Origin of the sequence: Geodermatophilus nigrescens (genome assembly GCF_900129495.1) — a bacterium.
GTDB classification, from domain to species: Bacteria; Actinomycetota; Actinomycetes; order Mycobacteriales; family Geodermatophilaceae; genus Geodermatophilus; species Geodermatophilus nigrescens.
The window spans coordinates 786810-803816 of sequence record NZ_FQVX01000002.1; the positions used below are offsets into that span (position 1 = coordinate 786810).

Annotated in this window: 13 protein-coding genes; 6 read left to right on the top strand and 7 right to left on the bottom strand. The window is 76.2% G+C overall.

What is annotated here, in order from left to right; genetic code table 11:
* The first annotated feature begins 24 nt into the window (after window positions 1-24).
* Genes BUE37_RS11355 through BUE37_RS11365 form a run of 3 tightly spaced genes read left to right on the top strand, consistent with a single transcriptional unit; the run spans window position 25 to window position 4359 of the window.
* Window positions 25-2883, top strand: a complete 2859-nt coding sequence (locus BUE37_RS11355; RefSeq protein ID WP_217651212.1) for an aconitate hydratase — start codon at window positions 25-27, stop codon at window positions 2881-2883.
* 7 nt (window positions 2884-2890) lie between these two features.
* Entirely contained in the window at window positions 2891-3646 is a 756-nt protein-coding gene (locus BUE37_RS11360; RefSeq protein WP_073420250.1) for an SDR family oxidoreductase, read from the top strand.
* On the top strand, window positions 3643-4359 hold the full coding sequence (locus BUE37_RS11365; RefSeq protein WP_073420251.1) for a sirohydrochlorin chelatase: 717 nt from the start codon (window positions 3643-3645) through the stop codon (window positions 4357-4359). Before BUE37_RS11360 ends, BUE37_RS11365 begins: the two co-directional genes overlap by 4 nt.
* A gap of 59 nt (window positions 4360-4418) precedes the next feature.
* Here the strand turns inward: BUE37_RS11365 and BUE37_RS11370 are convergent, their stop codons facing one another.
* Window positions 4419-5918 (bottom strand): DHA2 family efflux MFS transporter permease subunit, encoded by a 1500-nt coding sequence (locus BUE37_RS11370; protein ID WP_073420252.1) that lies wholly within the window; start codon window positions 5916-5918, stop codon window positions 4419-4421.
* A gap of 97 nt (window positions 5919-6015) precedes the next feature.
* Between BUE37_RS11370 and BUE37_RS11375 the strand changes: the two genes are divergently transcribed.
* Complete coding sequence (locus BUE37_RS11375; protein WP_073420253.1) at window positions 6016-6603, top strand: TetR/AcrR family transcriptional regulator; 588 nt, start codon at window positions 6016-6018, stop codon at window positions 6601-6603.
* A gap of 24 nt (window positions 6604-6627) precedes the next feature.
* Here BUE37_RS11375 and BUE37_RS11380 read toward each other — a convergent pair whose 3' ends face one another.
* From BUE37_RS11380 to BUE37_RS11405, 6 genes are all read right to left on the bottom strand, one after another.
* Window positions 6628-7452 (bottom strand): sulfurtransferase, encoded by an 825-nt coding sequence (locus tag BUE37_RS11380; RefSeq protein ID WP_073420254.1) that lies wholly within the window; start codon window positions 7450-7452, stop codon window positions 6628-6630.
* Window positions 7449-7916 carry an SgcJ/EcaC family oxidoreductase gene (locus BUE37_RS11385; RefSeq protein ID WP_073420255.1) on the bottom strand — a complete coding sequence of 156 codons (468 nt, stop codon included), beginning with the start codon at window positions 7914-7916 and terminating at the stop codon, window positions 7449-7451. The genes BUE37_RS11380 and BUE37_RS11385 overlap by 4 nt, the downstream gene beginning before the upstream one ends.
* Before the next feature lie 43 nt (window positions 7917-7959).
* Window positions 7960-9852 (bottom strand): ABC transporter ATP-binding protein, encoded by a 1893-nt coding sequence (locus BUE37_RS11390; protein WP_073420256.1) that lies wholly within the window; start codon window positions 9850-9852, stop codon window positions 7960-7962.
* 76 nt (window positions 9853-9928) lie between these two features.
* Window positions 9929-10702, bottom strand: coding sequence for an enoyl-CoA hydratase/isomerase family protein (locus tag BUE37_RS11395; protein WP_073420257.1), 774 nt, complete (start codon window positions 10700-10702; stop codon window positions 9929-9931).
* Window positions 10699-10929 (bottom strand): helix-turn-helix domain-containing protein, encoded by a 231-nt coding sequence (locus BUE37_RS11400; protein WP_073420258.1) that lies wholly within the window; start codon window positions 10927-10929, stop codon window positions 10699-10701. The genes BUE37_RS11395 and BUE37_RS11400 overlap by 4 nt, the downstream gene beginning before the upstream one ends.
* Before the next feature lie 280 nt (window positions 10930-11209).
* Window positions 11210-12811, bottom strand: coding sequence for an ABC-F family ATP-binding cassette domain-containing protein (locus tag BUE37_RS11405; RefSeq protein WP_073420259.1), 1602 nt, complete (start codon window positions 12809-12811; stop codon window positions 11210-11212).
* A gap of 130 nt (window positions 12812-12941) precedes the next feature.
* Here BUE37_RS11405 and BUE37_RS11410 point away from each other — a divergent pair, with 130 nt between their 5' ends.
* Both BUE37_RS11410 and BUE37_RS11415 read left to right on the top strand, forming a co-directional pair.
* Window positions 12942-15098 (top strand): SCO7613 C-terminal domain-containing membrane protein, encoded by a 2157-nt coding sequence (locus BUE37_RS11410; protein ID WP_073420260.1) that lies wholly within the window; start codon window positions 12942-12944, stop codon window positions 15096-15098.
* Window positions 15099-15282: 184 nt separating this feature from the next.
* The gene (locus BUE37_RS11415) at window positions 15283-17004 is read left to right on the top strand and encodes an SCO7613 C-terminal domain-containing membrane protein (RefSeq protein WP_073420261.1); all 1722 of its coding nucleotides are present in this window, start codon (window positions 15283-15285) and stop codon (window positions 17002-17004) included.
* The last annotated feature ends 3 nt before the right edge of the window (window positions 17005-17007 follow it).

Below are 17007 nucleotides of genomic sequence, written 5' to 3' on the forward strand. Positions count from 1 at the left end.
ACTCTCGAGGGTGAGGCGCAAGCAGTGGCAGCCAGCAAGGACAGCTTCGGGGCCCGGTCGACGCTCAGCGTCGACGGCACCGACTACGACATCTACCGGCTCGACGCGGTCGAGGGCGCAGGCAAGCTCCCCTTCTCCCTGAAGGTCCTGCTCGAGAACCTGCTGCGCACCGAGGACGGCGCCGACATCACGGCCGACCACATCCGGGCGCTGGCGAACTGGGACCCGTCGGCCGAGCCCGACCAGGAGATCCAGTTCACGCCGGCCCGCGTGGTCATGCAGGACTTCACCGGCGTCCCCTGCATCGTCGACCTCGCCACGATGCGCGAGGCGATGGCCGACCTCGGCGGCGACCCGAACCGGATCAACCCGCTGGCCCCGGCCGAGCTGGTCATCGACCACTCCGTCATCGCCGACGTCTTCGGCACCCCGGAGAGCTTCGAGCGCAACGTCGAGATCGAGTACGAGCGCAACGGCGAGCGCTACCAGTTCCTGCGCTGGGGCCAGGGCGCGTTCGACGACTTCAAGGTCGTCCCCCCGGGCACCGGCATCGTCCACCAGGTCAACATCGAGCACCTGGCCCGCGTGGTCTTCCCGCGCCAGGAGGGCGACCGCGTCGTCGCCTACCCCGACACCTGCGTCGGCACCGACTCCCACACCACGATGGTCAACGGCCTGGGCGTCCTGGGCTGGGGCGTCGGCGGCATCGAGGCCGAGGCCGCGATGCTCGGCCAGCCGGTCTCGATGCTCATCCCGCGCGTCGTGGGCTTCAAGCTCACCGGCGAGCTGCCCGACGGCTCCACCGCCACCGACCTGGTCCTCACGATCACCGAGATGCTGCGCCAGCACGGCGTCGTCGGGAAGTTCGTCGAGTTCTACGGCGAGGGCGTCTCCGCGGTGCCGCTGGCCAACCGCGCCACGATCGGCAACATGAGCCCGGAGTTCGGCTCCACCGCGGCGATGTTCCCCATCGACGAGGAGACCACCGCCTACCTGCGGCTCACCGGCCGTTCGGAGGAGCAGGTCGCGCTCGTCGAGGCCTACGCCAAGGAGCAGGGCCTCTGGCACGACCCGTCGCGCGAGATCGCCTTCTCCGAGTACCTCGAGCTCGACCTGTCGACGGTCGTCCCCTCCATCGCCGGCCCGAAGCGCCCGCAGGACCGGGTCGCGATCACCGACGCCAAGCACGCCTTCCGCGCGGCGCTCGCCGACTACGTCTCGGCCGACGAGACCGGCGGCGACGACCGCAAGCCTGGTGTCCCGCAGAACACCCAGCCCTTCGGCGTCGAGTCCCGCGTCGACGAGGCGTCGTCGGAGTCCTTCCCGGCCTCCGACCCGGCCACCCCTGCCCCGGGCAGCGAGGGCGGCAACGGCACCGCCGGCCAGCCGCACCACTACGAGGACGACCCGGTCTCCGGCCGCCCCTCGAAGCGGACCCGCGTCGTCATGGAGGACGGCACCGAGACGTTCGTCGACCACGGCTCCGTCGTGATCGCGGCGATCACCTCGTGCACCAACACGTCCAACCCCTCGGTGATGATCGGCGCCGCGCTGCTGGCGAAGAACGCCGTCGAGCGGGGCCTGACCACCAAGCCGTGGGTGAAGACGACGCTGGCCCCCGGGTCGAAGGTCGTCACCGACTACTACGAGAAGGCGCAGCTCACCCCGTACCTGGAGAAGCTCGGCTTCTACCTGGTCGGCTACGGCTGCACCACCTGCATCGGCAACTCCGGCCCGCTGCCGGAGCCGGTCAGCAAGGCGGTCAACGAGGCCGACCTCGCCGTCGTCTCGGTGCTGTCGGGCAACCGCAACTTCGAGGGCCGGATCAACCCCGACGTCAAGATGAACTACCTGGCCTCCCCGCCGCTGGTCATCGCCTACGCGCTGGCCGGCTCGATGGACGTCGACCTGAACAACGACCCGCTGGGCCAGGACGCCGACGGCAACGACGTCTTCCTGCACGACATCTGGCCCTCGCCGCACGAGGTGCAGCGGGTCATCGACGAGGCCGTCTCGGCGGAGATGTTCAGCAACGACTACGCCGACGTCTTCGCCGGCACCGAGCAGTGGCAGGCGCTGCCCACGCCCACCGGCGACACCTTCGAGTGGGACGCGCAGAGCACCTACGTCCGCAAGCCCCCGTACTTCGAGGGCATGCAGGACCAGCCGGCCCCGGTCCAGGACATCACCGGCGCCCGCACCCTGGCGGTGCTCGGCGACTCGGTGACCACTGACCACATCTCCCCCGCCGGCTCGATCAAGGCCGACAGCCCCGCCGGCAAGTACCTGTCCGAGCACGGCGTGCAGCGCCGCGACTTCAACTCCTACGGCTCCCGGCGCGGGAACCACGAGGTGATGATCCGCGGCACCTTCGCCAACATCCGGCTGCGCAACCAGCTGGTGCCCGGCACCGAGGGTGGCGTCACCAAGAACCACCTGACCGGCGAGACGACGACGATCTACGACGCCTCGCAGGCCTACCAGGAGCAGGGCATCCCCCTGGTCGTGCTGGCCGGCAAGGAGTACGGCTCGGGCTCGTCGCGCGACTGGGCCGCGAAGGGGACGGCGCTGCTCGGCGTCAAGGCGGTCATCGCCGAGAGCTACGAGCGGATCCACCGCTCCAACCTCATCGGCATGGGCGTGCTGCCGCTGCAGTTCCCCGAGGGCCAGGACCGGGAGTCGCTCGGCCTGACCGGTGACGAGGAGTTCACGATCACCGGGATCACCGCCCTGAACGACGGCGAGACCCCGCGCACCGTGAAGGTGAAGGCCGGGGACGTCGAGTTCGACGCCCGCGTCCGGATCGACACCCCCGGCGAGGCGAACTACTACCGCAACGGCGGGATCATGCAGTACGTCCTCCGCTCGCTGCGGCAGGGCTGATCCCCCGATGGACCTGGGCCTGGGCGGTCGCGGGTACCTGCTCACCGGCGCGAGCCGGGGGCTGGGCCTGGCGACCGCCCGGGCCCTCGTCGCCGACGGGGCGCGCGTCCTCGTCAGCTCCCGCTCCGCCTCCTCCGTGGACGCCGCCGTCGCCGCGTTGGGCGACGGCGCGTCCGGGGCGGTGGCCGACCTCGCCGACCCCGGTGCCGCCGAGCACCTGGTGACGACGGCGCGCGAGCGGCTCGGCACGGTCGACGGCCTGCTGGTCAGCGTCGGAGGCCCCGCGCCGGGCAGCGTGCTGGAGACGCCGGAGGACGCCTGGCGCGCCGCCGTCGACAGCGTGCTGCTCGGCCCGCTGCGGCTGGTGCGGGCGCTGGTGCCGCACCTGTCCGCCGGCGCCGTCATCGGCTTCGTGCTCTCCACGTCGGTGCGCCAGCCGATCGGGTCCCTCGCGATCTCCAACGGCCTGCGCCCCGGCCTGGCCATGACGGCGAAGGCGCTGTCCGACGAGCTCGGCCCGCGCGGGATCCGGGTGCTCGGGCTGATGCCGGGCACCATCGCCACCGACCGGATCACCGAGATCGAGGCCGCCTCCGGGGACCCGGCCGCCGCACGGGCCCGCACCGAGCGGAGCATCCCGCTGCGCCGCGTCGGCCAGCCCGAGGAGTTCGGCCGGGTGGCCGCCTTCCTGCTCTCCCCCGCCGCGAGTTACGTCACGGGCACGATGGTCGCCGTCGACGGCGGCGTCCTCCGCACCCCGTGACCGCCGTCCCGGACGCTCCGGCCGACGGCCCCGTCCTCGTCGCGTGCGCGCACGGCACCCGCAACCCCGCGGGGCGCCGGCTGGTGGCCGAGCTGGCGCTCACCGCGCGCCGGCTGCGTCCCGGCCTGGTCACGACGGCGGCCTTCGTCGACGTGCAGCCGCCGACCGTCGTCGACGTGGTCGCCGGGCTCGCCGCGGAGGAACGGCCGGCCGTCGTCGTGCCGCTGCTGCTGTCCGGCGGCTACCACGTGCACGTCGACATCGCGGGTGCGGTGGCCGCGCACGAGTCCGCCGTCGCCGCCCGCCCGCTGGGCCCCGACCCGCGGCTGGCCGCGGTGCTCGCCGACCGGCTGGCCGAGGCCGGCGCCGATCCGCGCGACCCGCTCACCGCCGTCGTGCTGGCCGCGGCCGGGTCGAGCGACCCGCGCTCGGTCGCCGACGTCGAGGACACCGCCGACCTGCTGCAGCGCTCCTGGGCGGGCCCGGTGACCACCGGCTACGGCTCGGCCGCGCAGCCCCCGGTCGCCGACGCGGTGGCCGCCGCGCGGCGGGCCGGCGCCGAGCGGGTCGTCGTCGCCTCCTACCTGCTGGCGCCCGGGCACTTCCACGGCAAACTCGCCGAGGCCGGTGCCGACCTGGTCACCGCTCCCCTGCTGCCCGACGCGCGCATCGCCGCGGTCCTGCTCGACCGCTACGACGCCGCCCTCGGCTGACGCCACCGGGCCGCCTCCCGGGGTGGGAGGCGGCCCGGGACGCGGGGACCGGGGGCTCGCTAGCCGACGGCCCCGGCGACGGCGAGCGCCTCGGCGGCCTCCCGCCGCGACACCCGCACGAGGGTCGCGCTCACGACGGCGGCCGCGGCGAGGAAGCCGGCCGCGACGACGAAGCCGACCCCCCAGCCCTCGACGACCGCGGAGACGTACCCCGGCGTCGCGGGCGGCCCCGCGGGGGCGACGGCCTCGGTGCGCGCCACGCTCACCGCGGTCAGGATGGCCAGCCCGAGGGCCCCGCCGACCTGCTGCCCGGCGTTGAGCAGCGCGCTGGCCACGCCCGCGTCCTCCTGCGGGACACCGGCCACCGCCGCGCTGGTCAGCGCCACGAACGTCAGGCCCATGCCGAGGGCGACCGTCACCAGCGAGGGCAGCACGATCGTGAGGTAGGACGCGGTGGGATCCAGCCGCAGGCCCAGGACGAGCATGCCGGCCGCGGCCAGCGCCGGGCCGCCGACGAGCAGCGGCCGGGGACCGACCCGCCCGAGCAGCTGCGAGGCGATGCCGGCGCCGACGACGATCGCGACGGTCATCGGGAGGAAGGCGAACCCCGCGCGCAGCGGGGACCAGCCGTTGACCTGCTGCATCCACAGCACGAGGAAGAAGAAGACCGCGAAGATGCCGGCGCCCACGAACAGCGCGCCGAGGTCGGCCCCCAGCACGGAGCGCGACCGGAAGAGCCGGAAGTCGACGAGCGGGTCGGTCGACCGGCGCTGCACGACGACGAAGGCACCCAGCAGCGCGACCGCCAGGGCGAGCATCCCGATCGTCTGCCCGGACGACCAGCCGAAGTCGTTGCCCTTCACCAGCGCGTAGACCAGGGCGACGAGGCCGCCGGTGACCAGGAGGGCACCGGGGACGTCGAAGCCGCGGGCGCGGGCGTCACGGCTCTCCGGGACCACCCGCAGCGCCCCGACGACGGCCAGGACGGCGACGGGGACGTTGACGAAGAGCACCCAGCGCCAGCTGGCGTACTCGGTGAGGACCCCGCCCAGGATGAGGCCGATCGCGGCCCCGCCGGCGGAGATGGCGGCCCAGATGCCGAGCGCCCGGTTGCGCTCCCGGCCCTCCTCGAAGACGACGGTGAGCAGCGACAGGGCCGACGGCGCCATGAGCGCGCCCGCGAGGCCCTGCAGCAGCCGCGCGCCGACGAGCAGACCGAGGTCGCCGGCGAGACCGCCGAGCAGGGAGGCGACGGCGAACAGGGCCGTGCCGATGACGAAGACCCGGCGGCGGCCGAGCCGGTCGGCCAGCTTCCCGCCGAGCAGCAGGAAGCCGCCGAAGGTGAGGGTGTAGCCGGTGACGATCCAGGACAGGTCGGCCTGGCTCGCGACGCCCAGGGCGACCGCGATGTCGGGGAGCGCGACGTTCACGATCGACACGTCGAGCACGACCATGAGCTGGCTGATGGCGAGGACGGCGAGGGCGAGGCCCTTGCGGACCTCCCGCCCGTCGGGATGGCTGAGGGGACCTGGCCCGGGAGGCGAGGCGGTGGCGGTCACGAGGACTCCTGAAGACGAAGACTCAACGCTCGTGGAGCGACGACTCAACGACCGTAGAGCGACTGCCGGGGATGGTCAACGTCTGTAGAGTGAATCCGTGACCACAGCCGGTGCCGAGCCCGTGTCGCGTGAGGAACGCCGCCGCCGGACGGAGTCGGTGATCCTCCAGCAGGCCCGCTGCCTGTTCGCCGAGGAGGGCTTCGAGCGGACGACGATCCGTGCCGTCGCCGGCCTGGCGGGAGTCGACCCCGCCCTGGTGATGCAGTACTTCGGCAACAAGGAGGGCCTCTTCGCCGCGGCGATGGAGGGCGCCCACACCGGGGGGACGGCCCGCACGGCGCCGCGCGCGGAGATCCCGGCCGCCGTCCTGCGGGACCTGCTGGCCAAGTTCGAGTCCACGCCGGACCGCGAGGCCGCCGTCACGCTCCTGCGCAACTTCCTCACCCACCACGAGGCGAAGCGCATCATGCGGGACGAGGTGATGTGCGCGGTCATCGGCGACCTGTCGCGCACGATCGGCGGGCCCGACGCCGAGCTCAAGGCGGCCCTGCTGATGTCGTGCATCGCCGGCATGGCGCTGGGCCGCTACGCCCTGGAGCTGCCCGGGCTCGGCGACGCCGCGCCCGAGGACATCGAGCGGCTCATGCGCCCGGCGCTCGAGGCCCTCCTCGGCGAGCCCGAGTAGCCGGCCCCGACCCGGGCGGCGCTCTCAGCCGGGATCGGGCCCCGTCGCCGCGGGGCGGGACGGATCGGCCGACCACTGCGACCACGAGCCCGGCCACAGCGCCGCCTCGATCCCGGCCTCCGCGAGCGCGGCCACCTCGTGGGCGGCGGTGACGCCCGAGCCGCAGTAGACGCCGACCCGGGTCCCCGGCCGCACCCCGAGCGCGGCGAACCGGCCGGCGAGGTCGGCGCGGAAGGTCCCGTCGGGCGCCAGGTTCGCCGCGGTCGGCGCGCTCACCGCGCCGGGCACGTGCCCGGCCCGCGGGTCCACCGGCTCCACCTCGCCGCGGTAGCGCTCGGGGGCGCGGGCGTCGAGCAGCACGCCGCCGGAGGCGGGCAGCGCGGCCGCCTCGTCGGCGGTCAGCGTGGGCATGCCGCCGCCGGTCAGCACCACGTCGCCGGGCTCCGGGACGACGTCGCCGGTCTCCAGCTCTCCGCCCGCGGCTCCCCACGCATCGAGACCGCCGTCGAGCAGCCGCACGTCGGCCAGCCCGCCCCAGCGCAGCAGCCACCAGGCCCGCGCCGCGGCGAGCCCGCCGGTGGCGTCGTAGGCGACGACGGCGCCGCCGGAGCGGATGCCCCACCGCCGGGCCGCGGCCTGCAGGTCGGCGAGCGCCGGCAGCGGGTGCCGGCCCTCCGCGGCGGAGGCCGGCGCGGCCAGCTCGGTGTCCAGGTCGACGAACACCGCGCCCGGCAGGTGACCGGTCCGGTAGCGCTCGCGGCCGTGCGGGTCACCGAGCGCCCAGCGGACGTCGAGCAGCACCGGGCGCGGGCCGGCCAGCAGGTCGGCGGCCCGCACGAGCACGCTCACCGCGGGGCGGCCAGCAGCCCGCGCAGCTCGGCGGTGAGGGCGTCGCGGGCGTCGCGGCGGCCCAGCCAGGCGGCCGGCGTCGCCTGGAACAGCGTCGTCTTCCAGCGCCCGCCGCCCTCGTCGACGGCGACCAGCGTGTGGATGCTGTGCAGCCCCGGGTCGATGTCGTCCTCGCCGGGCGGGATCATCCCGGCGTGCGCCTGCAGCACCGCGACGCCGCCGGCCACCGCGCGCACCGACCGGACCAGCGCCACGTACCGGGCGGTCGGGTGGCTGCCGAAGACGCGCCGCAGGTCCGACGCGATCGACAGCCGGCCGCCCACCGTGGTGCCGTCGTAGCCGACCATGTCGCCGTCGTCGGCGAACACCGCGGCGACCGCCGCCCCGCTGCGCTGGTTCCAGCCCTCGATGAACGCGGCGTAGAGCGCGCGGATCTGGGCGTCGTGCGGGTGGGCGGACGTCACGGAACTCCTCCTGGTGCAGCTGGGGCAGGAGGAACGCTAGTTGCTACGCGACGGGGACCGTTCGACGCTCGCCGTCGGCGAACTGCGTCCGGTAGAGGTCGGCGTAGCGCCGCCCGAGCGCCAGCAACTCCTCGTGAGTGCCCGACTCCACGACGCGACCGTCGTCGACCACGAGGATCTGGTCGGCGCTGCGGATCGTGGACAGCCGGTGGGCGATGACCAGCGACGTCCGGCCGGCCAGCGCGGTGTCGAGCGCGTGCTGCACCGCCACCTCCGACTCGCTGTCCAGGTGCGCGGTCGCCTCGTCGAGGATGACGATCCCCGGCGCCTTGAGCAGCACCCGGGCGATCGCGAGCCGCTGCTTCTCCCCGCCCGAGAGCCGGTAGCCGCGGTCGCCGACGACGGTGTCCAGGCCGTCGGGCAGCGAGGCCACCAGCGCGGCGATCCGCGCGCCGGTGAGCGCCGACCACAGCTGCTCCTCGGTCGCGTCGGGCCGGGCGTAGAGCAGGTTGGCGCGGATGGTGTCGTGGAACAGGTGCGCGTCCTGGCTGACGACGCCGATCGCGTCGCGCAGCGAGGCCAGCGTGGCCTGCCGGACGTCGACCCCGCCGACCCGCACGGCACCGCCGGTGACGTCGTAGAGCCGCGGCACCAGGTTGACGACCGTCGACTTCCCGGCTCCGGAGTGCCCGACCAGCGCGACCATCTGCCCGGGCTCGACGCGGAAGGACACGTCGTGCAGCACCGCCGTCGGCCCGCCGTGCTCGGGCAGCGACACGTCCTCCAGCGACGCCAGCGACACGTCGGCGGCGGCCGGGTAGCTGAACGAGACGCCGTCGAACTCGACCGACCGGTCCTCGGCGGGCACCGGGACGGCGTCGGGCGCCTCGGCGATCATCGGCGGCAGGTCGAGCACCTCGAAGACGCGGTCGAAGCTGACCATCGCGCTCATCACGTCGACCCGGACGTTGGACAGCGCGGTCAGCGGCCCGTACAGCCGCGACAGCAGCAGGGCCAGCGCGACGACGTCGCCCGGCGACAGCGACCCGTCGAACGCCAGCCAGCCGCCGAGGCCGTAGACCAGCGCGGTGGCCAGCGCCGCGACGAGGGTGAGCGCGGTGAAGAAGGTGCGGCCGTACATGGCCGACAGGACGCCGATGTCGCGCACCCGGGCGGCGCGGCCGCGGAAGCTCTCGGCCTCGGCGTCGGGCCGGCCGAACAGCTTGACCAGCAGGGCGCCCGCGACGTTGAACCGCTCGGTCATCGTCGCGTTCATCGACGCGTTGAGCCCGTAGGACTCCCGGGTGATCTCCTGCAGCCGCCGGCCGATGCGGCGGGCGGGCAGCACGAACAGCGGCACCATGACCAGCGACAGCAGGGTGATCTGCCACGACAGCGTGAACATGACGCCGGCGGTGAGCACCAGGCCGATCACGTTGGACACGACGCCGGACAGGGTCGAGGTGAACGCCTGCTGCGCCCCGACGACGTCGTTGTTCAGGCGGCTGACCAGCGCGCCGGTCTGCGTGCGGGTGAAGAACGCGACCGGCATGCGCTGCACGTGCTCGAAGACGCGGGCGCGCAGGTCGTAGATGACGCCCTCGCCGATCCGCGCGGAATACCAGCGGGTGGCCACCGAGATGAACGCGTCGACGACGGCGAGACCGGCGATGAACAGGGCGATCCGCACGACGCCGCCCGCGGTGCCGTCGAGCCGGGCGATGCGGTTGACGATGTCGCCGGCCAGCAGCGGGGTGACCACGCCGATGACCGAGGACAGCACCACCAGCAGCAGGAACCCGGTGAGCTCCCGGCGGTAGGGCCGGGCGATGCCGAGGATGCGGCGGACGGTGCCCTTGGGCAGCTCGCGCGAGGTGACCGACGGGTCGCGGCGGAACGACCGCATCGCCGCCATGGAGGTCATGGGACTGCTCATGCGGTGACCTCCTCTGCCGGGGACGGGGGACCGGCGGCAGCGTCAACAGCCACCGGTCCCCCGCTGTTCCGGTCGCTCAGCCGCCGGCGAGCTCGGTGAGCCGGCGCACCTGGGCCGCCCGCTCGGCGGCGTCCTGGGTGTCCGGGTCGTTGCGGACCGCCGCGCGCACCAGCGCCGCGGTCTCCCGGACGGCGCCCGCCGGCGGGGCGGTGACCGCCGCGGCCAGGGTGGCCACCGCGCCGTCGAGCTCCGCCGCGGGGACGACGGCGTTCGCCAGCCCCCACGACAGCGCCTCCGCCGCCGGCACCGGCCGCCCGGTCACGCACACCTCCAGCGCCCGCGCGTAGCCGACGAGCTCGGCCAGCGTGCTGGTGCCGGTCAGGTCGGGCACGAGCCCCAGCGTCGCCTCGGGGAGCCGGATCGAGGCGTCGTCGGTGAGCACCCGCAGGTCGCAGGCCAGCGCCAGCTGCGCGCCCGCCCCGATCGCGTGGCCCTGCACCGCCGCGATCGACACGATCCCGGGTGACCGCAGCCAGCGGAAGCCGGCCTGGTACCCCCGGATGCGCTCCTGCGCCCCGTCGGCGCCCAGCCCGCTGAGCTGGCCGAGCCCACCGGGCGTCGACGGGTCGGTGCTGAACAGGCTGCGGTCGAGCCCGGCGGAGAAGGAGCGGCCCTCGCCCCGCACGACGACGACGCGGACGTCGTCGTCGAGGGAGTCGCCGACCGCCCGGAGCGCCGCCCACGTGGCCGGCGTCTGGGCGTTGAGCTGGTCGGGCCGGTCGAGCGTGACGGTGAGGACGGCGCCGTCCCGGCGGGTGCGGACCCAGCCGTCGGCGTCGGCCGCCGTCACGCGGTCTTCTTGCTGTTCCGGTTGGCGCCGCCACGGCTCCGCAGGGTGGCACCGGACTCCGACAGGAGCCGGTGCACGAACCCGTAGGACCGGTTGGTCGAGGTGGCCAGGGAGCGGATGCTCTCCCCGCCGTCGTAGCGCTTCTTCAGCTCGTCCGCGAGGGACGTGCGGTCGCCCCCGGTGATCCGCTTGCCCTTGCCGAGGTCCGCCGTGCTCGAGTCGGCCATGACTCCCCTCCGTCGCCGCCGTCGCGCCGGCCGGAGCCGGCGTGCCCGGTGCTGGTCCGCGTGGTGCCGCCGTCCCCGTGACGCCGGCCTCCCGGACTGATGATCACCCAGCCCCGGCGACCCGGCCACGCGAATGACAACTTCCCCGGCGAGCCGCCCCTGCGCAGGACGGCGGACCGGTCGCGGGGCCGGAGGCTCCCGACCGGGACGCCGTGGCAGGGCTCCACGCACCAGGGGGACGGCACGTGGCCGCGGTGTCGGCCGGTAGGCCGACGAGGTGCTACGCCAACTCGACGAGGTCGGCGAGGTCCTCGCTCCAGGCGTCCTCGGTGCCGTCGGGCAGCAGGATCACCTTGTCCGGGTCGAGCGCGCGGACGGCGCCCTCGTCGTGGGTGACCAGCACGATCGCGCCGGTGTAGGTGCGCAGCGCCTCGAGCACCTGCTCGCGGCTGGCCGGGTCGAGGTTGTTGGTCGGCTCGTCGAGCAGCAGCACGTTGGCGCCGGAGACGACGAGCGTCGCCATGGCCAGCCGGGTGCGCTCACCGCCGGACAGGGTGCCCGTCCGCTGGTCGACGGTGTCGCCGGAGAAGAGGAAGGCGCCGAGGATCCGCCGCAGCTCGGTGTCGGTGCTGTCTGGCGCGGCCGAGCGCATGTTCTCCAGCAGCGACCGGTCCATGTCGAGGGTCTCGTGCTCCTGCGCGTAGTAGCCGACGCGCAGGCCGTGCCCGGGCCGGACCTCGCCGGTGTCGGGCATCTCGGTGCCGGCCAGCATCCGCAGCAGCGTCGTCTTCCCGGCGCCGTTGAGGCCGAGGACGACGACCCGCGTGCCCCGGTCGACGGCGAGGTCGACGTCGGCGAACACCTCGAGCGAGCCGTAGGTCTTGGACAGGCCCTGGGCGGTGAGCGGCGTCTTCCCGCACGGCGACGGCGTCGGGAACCGCAGCTTGGCCACCCGGTCCTGCTGGCGCACCGCCTCCAGGCCGGAGGCCAGCCGCGCGGCCCGCTTGTCCATGCTCTGCGCGGCCTTGGCCTTGGTGGCCTTGGCGCGCATCTTGTCCGCCTGCGCGCTGAGCGCGTCGATCTTGCGCTCGGTGTTGGCGCGCTCCTGCTTGCGACGGCGCTCGTCGGTCTCGCGCTGGGCGAGGTAGGCCTTCCAGCCCAGGTTGTAGACGTCGACCGTGGCCCGGTTGGCGTCGAGGTGCCACACCTTGTTGACGACGGCGTCCAGCAGCTCGACGTCGTGGCTGATGACGATCAGGCCGCCCTTGTGCGAGGCGAGGAACGTCTTGAGCCAGGCGATCGAGTCGGCGTCGAGGTGGTTGGTCGGCTCGTCGAGGAGCAGCGTCTCGGCGTCGGAGAACAGGATGCGGGCGAGCTCGACGCGGCGCCGCTGGCCGCCGGACAGGGTGCGCAGCGGCTGGCCCATGACCCGGTCGGGCAGGCCGAGCGCGGTGCAGATGCGGGCGGCGTCGCTCTCCGCGGCGTACCCGCCGAGCGCGGCGAACTGGTCCTCGAGCCGGCCGTAGCGGCGCACCGCGCGGTCGCGCTCGGCGTCGTCGGCGGGCTCGGCCATGGCCACCTGGGCCTTGACCAGCTGCGCCTTGAGGCTGTCGAGGCCGCGGCCGGAGAGCACCCGGTCGGTGGCGGTGATGTCGAGGTCGCCGCTGCGCGGGTCCTGCGGCAGGTAGCCGATCTCGCCGGTGACGTCCACCTTGCCCGCGTGCGGCAGCCGCTCGCCGGAGAGCGTGGTGAGCGTGGTGGTCTTGCCGGCGCCGTTGCGCCCGACCAGGCCGATGCGGTCGCCGGCCTGCACCCGCAGGCTGATGTCGCTCAGCAGGATGCGGGCGCCGGCGCGCAGCTCCAGGCCGGTCGTCGTGATCACTGATCCCAGGGTAGGCGCTCCGCGGACGGATCCCGAGCGGATTGCCGGGTGACGTCCACAGCAGCTCTCCGTGTCCACAGCCGGGGTGAGATCGGTTCCGCGGACGCCGGGAGCAGGTCACCATCCGGGCATGAGCACGCCGACCTGGGCACCGCCCTGTCCCGTCTGCGGCACCCCGGCCGTCCCGGCGCCCGCGGCGTGCCCCGTCTGCGGGCTGCCGGCGGTGGCGCAGGCTGCCACGGTGGTGGCCCGGATGGGTGCCACGATCGACGAGTTCGCCCGCGAGCGGGACGCGCTGCTCGCCACGCTGCGCGCGTCGGCCCGCCCGGCGACGACGCCCGCGCCGGTGCCGCCGCCCGTGACGGCGCCGCCGCCGGTCGTGTTCCCGGCCGTCCGCCGGCCGGGACCCGTCCCGCCGGTGCCGTTCCCCCCGGCGCCCCCGCACCTCCCGCCGCACGTCCCGGCCGCGGCGGGCCCCCTGGCACCTCCTCCCCCGCGGCGCCGGCTCAGTCCGCAGCAGGTGCTGCTCGGCCTGGGCGCCCTGCTGGTGGTCGCGGCGGGCGTGGCGTTCGTCGCGGTCGCCTGGACCCGGCTGGGCGTCGGCTTCCAGGCCGCGGTGATGGCCACGGTCACCGCGGCCGCGGTGGCGACGTCGGCGTGGGCGGCGCGGCGCGGGCTGCGGGCCACCGAGGAGGCGCTGGCCGCCGCCGGCTCGGCGCTGCTCGCCGTCGACCTGGCCGCCGCGCACGCGCTGGGGCTGGGCGGCGCCGACGCGGTGCCGCTGCGGCTGTGGGCCGGGCTGTCGTGCGTCGCCGTCGCGGCGGTCGCCCTGGCCGCCGGCCGGGCCACCCGCAGCACCGTCACGTGGCCGCTCGTCGCGCTGCTCGCGGTCCAGCCGGCCGGCTGGCTGCTGCTGCCCGGCGGGCTGGGCGAGGCGCCCGCGGCGGTCGCCGTGCTGCTCGGCACGGCGCTGCTCGACGTCGCCCTGCTGCTGGTCCTGCGCCTGGAACTGCACCGGGTCGCCACCGTGCTCGCCGCTCTCGTCGCCGCGGCGGGTGTCCTGCTCGGCGTCCCGCTGGCCTGGTCCGGCGACCCGGCCGACTCGTGGACCGCCACCGCGGCCCTCGCCCTCGCCGCGGGTGGCGCGGTCGCCCTGCTGCGCGAGCCGCGACTCGCACCGCGCCTGCCGGAGCCGGACGTCACGGCTCCGGTCGCGGCGGGCGTCGCGGCCCTCGCGCTGACCGGCTCGCTCACCGGCGCCGGCCTCGTGGGCACCGTGCTGGCCGGCGGGCTCGGCCTGGTGCTGCTCACCGCGGCGGCGCCGGCCTCGGTGACCGGCCCGCTCGCGGGCGCGCTGCCGGCGGCCGGCGCCGTGCTGGCCGGTGGCGGCGCCGCGGTGCTGGCCGACGGGGGCCAGAACGCGCCCCTCGCGCTGCTCGTGCTCGCCGCGGCGGTGCCGGCCGGCCTGGCCGCGGTGCTGCGGCCGGCGCTCCGGCCGGCCGCCACGGCGGCCGCGCTCGCCACCCCGGCCCTCGCCGCGCTGGTCGCGTGGGAGGGCGGCCTGCTCGGCGCGGTGCCCGCCGCGCTGCTGGTCGCGCTCGTCGGCGCCGCCGCCTTCGCGGTCGCCGCGCTGCGCGCCGGGCACCCCGAGGAGTGGGCCGCGGCGGTCACCGGGATGCTGGCCGGCGCGGTCGCGGGCCTGGTCACCGTGGAGGCCGGCGCCTGGGGGCAGACGGCGGTCGACCTCGCCGTCGTCGGCGCGGCGGCGGGCTGCTACGCGGTCGTCGCGCGGCGCCGCCCGGTGGCCGTGCTGGCGGTGGCCGACCTGGTCGCGGCCGGCTGGATCGCCGCGGCGGGCGCCGAGATCACCACGCCGGAGGTCTACACGCTGCCCGCCGCCGCGGGACTGCTGCTCCTCGCCGTCCCGGCGCTGCGCACCGGCGCCGCCTCGTGGGCGGCCGAGGGCCCGGCGGTGGCCGTCGCGCTGCTGCCGTCGGCGGTGGTGGTGGTCGACGAGCCGACGGCGCTCCGCCTGGCGCTGGTGGTGGCCGCCGCGGCCGGGCTGACCGTCGGCGGCGCGCTCACCCACCGGCAGGCACCCTTCCTCGTGGGGGCCGGGGCGCTGGTCCTGGTGGTGCTCGGCCGGCTGGCGCCCTACGCGCCGCTGGTCCCCCGCTGGGTCACGCTGGCCACCGCGGGGCTGCTGCTCCTCGTCGTCGGCGCCACCTACGAGCGGCGCCGCCAGCAGGCGCGGGAGGCGGTGGCCTGGGTCGCGCAGATGCGCTGACCTGCCCCTAGCGTGGGGAGCGCAGGGCGAGCGGAGGGGGACGGCGATGACCGGCGCACCGCCGCCACCGCTCCCCTACGCCGGCCCGCCCGCCCCCGTGGCCGCAGGGTCAGCACCCGCGGCCGGAGGCCCCGCTGCCCCGTCCCTGGAGTCCCGGCTGCGCCCGCCGCAGGTCCTCCTCGGCGTGGGGGTGGTGCTGCTCGTGGCGGCCGGCCTGGCCGGCCCGTCGCTGGCCGGTGGGGCCGCCCGCCTCGGCCTGCTGCTGCTGGCCCTGGTCGCCGGGTGCGCCTCGGCCTGGGCCGCCCGCGCGCGGCTGCGCAGCACGGAGGAGGCCTGCGCGGCGGCCGCCGCGGCGCTGGCCCTCACCGGCGCCGCGTCCGGCGACCGGCCGCTGGACGGCGGCCCGCTCGGGGCGCTGGTCGTGGCGGGCGTGTTCGTCTGCCTGCGGGTGCTGCTCCCCCACCCGCTGAGCTGGCCGCTCGCGGCGTGGGCCGCCGTGCAGGTGGCCGCCCTCCGCTCGGTGGACCTGGCGCCCGCCGGGGTGCCCCGCACCGCGCTGCTGCTCGGCGTCACGCTGGCCGGGCTCGCGGTCGCCCTCACCGCGCGGCGGCCGCTGGCCCGCGTCGCCCTGGTCACCACCGCGCCGTGGTTCGCCGCGGGGGTGACCGGCGGGCTGGTCACCGCGGCCGGCGCGGAGGGCCCGGCCCGCTGGGTGTCGGCCGCGCTCACCGTCGCCACGGCGGCCGCGCTCCTGCCGGTCCGGCTGGAGCGGGCGGTCGAGCCGCTGCTCGGGCCGCCGCGGCTGGTGCCGGTGGTCAGCGGGCTGGTCGCGGGCGGGGCGGTCGCGGCGGCGCTGTCCACCGACGGCCCCGTGCCGCTGCCGCTGGCCGGCTGGCTCGGCGTGCTGCTGATGAGCGTCGCCGCCGCGCTGCTGACCGGCTGGCGCCGCGGGCTGCTGCTGCCCGCCGCGTACGCCGCCGGGGGCGTCCTCGTGGTGGCGGCGGTGGCCCAGCTGGTCGCGGCCGCGCGGTGGCAGGCGCTGGTCGTGCTCCTGGTGCTCACCGCGCTGCCCGCCGCCGGGGTCGCCGCGGTGCGCCGCGACGAGCGCCCGCAGGCGGTGCCCTCGGCAGTCGCGTGCCTGGCGGGGGCCGCGCTGCTGGCGATCCCGGCGGGGCTGCTGTCCCCGGGCGCCTCCGCGGCGGCGCTGACCGGCCTCTACGCCGTCACGCTGGCGGCGCGCCCCGGCATGGCCGCCGACCTGCGCGGGCCCACCGGCACGGTCGGCGCGCTCGCGGCGGCGGCCGCCCTCGTCGTGGTCGCCGTCGGCGCCGACTGGGGCGCGCTCGCCGTGTACCTGGCCGTGCAGGGCGCGCTGACCTGCGGCTGGGCGGCGTTCCTCACCCGCGCGCGGGGGGACGAGCGGGAGGAGCGGGCGGTCTGGCGCACGGGCGCGGCGGAGCTGGTGGCCGCCGCGTGGACCGGAGCCGCGCTGACCGGCGCGCCCGCGCTCGAGGCCTGGACCCTGCCGGCCGCCGCGGGGCTGTGGCTGGCCGCCGGCCCGCGGCTGCTCGACGGGCCGTCCTGGCCGGCGTGGGGCCCGGGCCTGGTGGTGGCGGCCGCGCCGTCGACGGTCGCGGCGGTCCTCGCGCCGGGCGCGCTGCGGCCGGTGCTCGTGCTGGTGGCCGCGGCGGTCGCCATGGCGCTCGGCGCCCGCACGGCGGTGCGGGCGCCCCTGCTCACCGGCGCGGTCACCGCGGTGGCGCTGGCCGCGGGGCTCGCCGTCCTCGCGCTGCCGCTGCCGGTCGTGGCCGCGCTCGCGGTGGGCGCGGTGCTGCTGGCGCTCGGCGCGCGGCGAGAGCTGCGGCCGGTCGCGGGCTTCGGGGCGCGGCTGTCGGAGATGCGCTGAGGA

Coding starts and splice junctions, on each gene's coding strand:
- BUE37_RS11390 (WP_073420256.1), bottom strand. CDS start 9,852: ATGAGCAGTCCCATGACCTCCATGGCGGCGATGCGGTCGTTCCGCCGC.
- BUE37_RS11360 (WP_073420250.1), top strand. CDS start 2,891: ATGGACCTGGGCCTGGGCGGTCGCGGGTACCTGCTCACCGGCGCGAGC.
- BUE37_RS11400 (WP_073420258.1), bottom strand. CDS start 10,929: ATGGCCGACTCGAGCACGGCGGACCTCGGCAAGGGCAAGCGGATCACC.
- BUE37_RS11410 (WP_073420260.1), top strand. CDS start 12,942: ATGAGCACGCCGACCTGGGCACCGCCCTGTCCCGTCTGCGGCACCCCG.